Annotated in this window: 1 protein-coding gene; it reads left to right on the plus strand. The window is 68.2% G+C overall.

Features of this window, described 5'->3' with window-relative positions; genetic code table 11:
* Positions 1–2 precede the first annotated feature (2 nt).
* A partial coding sequence (locus ACQG3P_RS21775; RefSeq protein WP_426806214.1) for a phosphoenolpyruvate carboxylase occupies positions 3–245 on the plus strand: 243 nt, incomplete at its 3' end.

Below are 245 nucleotides of genomic sequence, written 5' to 3' on the forward strand. Positions count from 1 at the left end.
ACCTGCTTGCCGAGCAGGTCTCCACGCAGTTCCTCGATGATGTGGAACAGGTGCGGCCCCGCGCCATCGCGCGCCGTGAAAGCGAGGCGCCGCTGTCCGATCTCAACGCTGCATTGACCGGGCTGCCGCCCGAACGCGCCGAAGCGATGGGGCGTGCGTTCAGCACCTACTTCCAGGTGGTCAACATCGCCGAGCGGGTGCCCCGCATCCGTCGCCGTCGCGATTACCAGCGTGCAGGCACCGCG

It is taken from the genome of Stenotrophomonas sp. SrG (assembly GCF_050031795.1).
GTDB classification, from domain to species: domain Bacteria; phylum Pseudomonadota; class Gammaproteobacteria; order Xanthomonadales; family Xanthomonadaceae; genus Stenotrophomonas; species Stenotrophomonas rhizophila_A.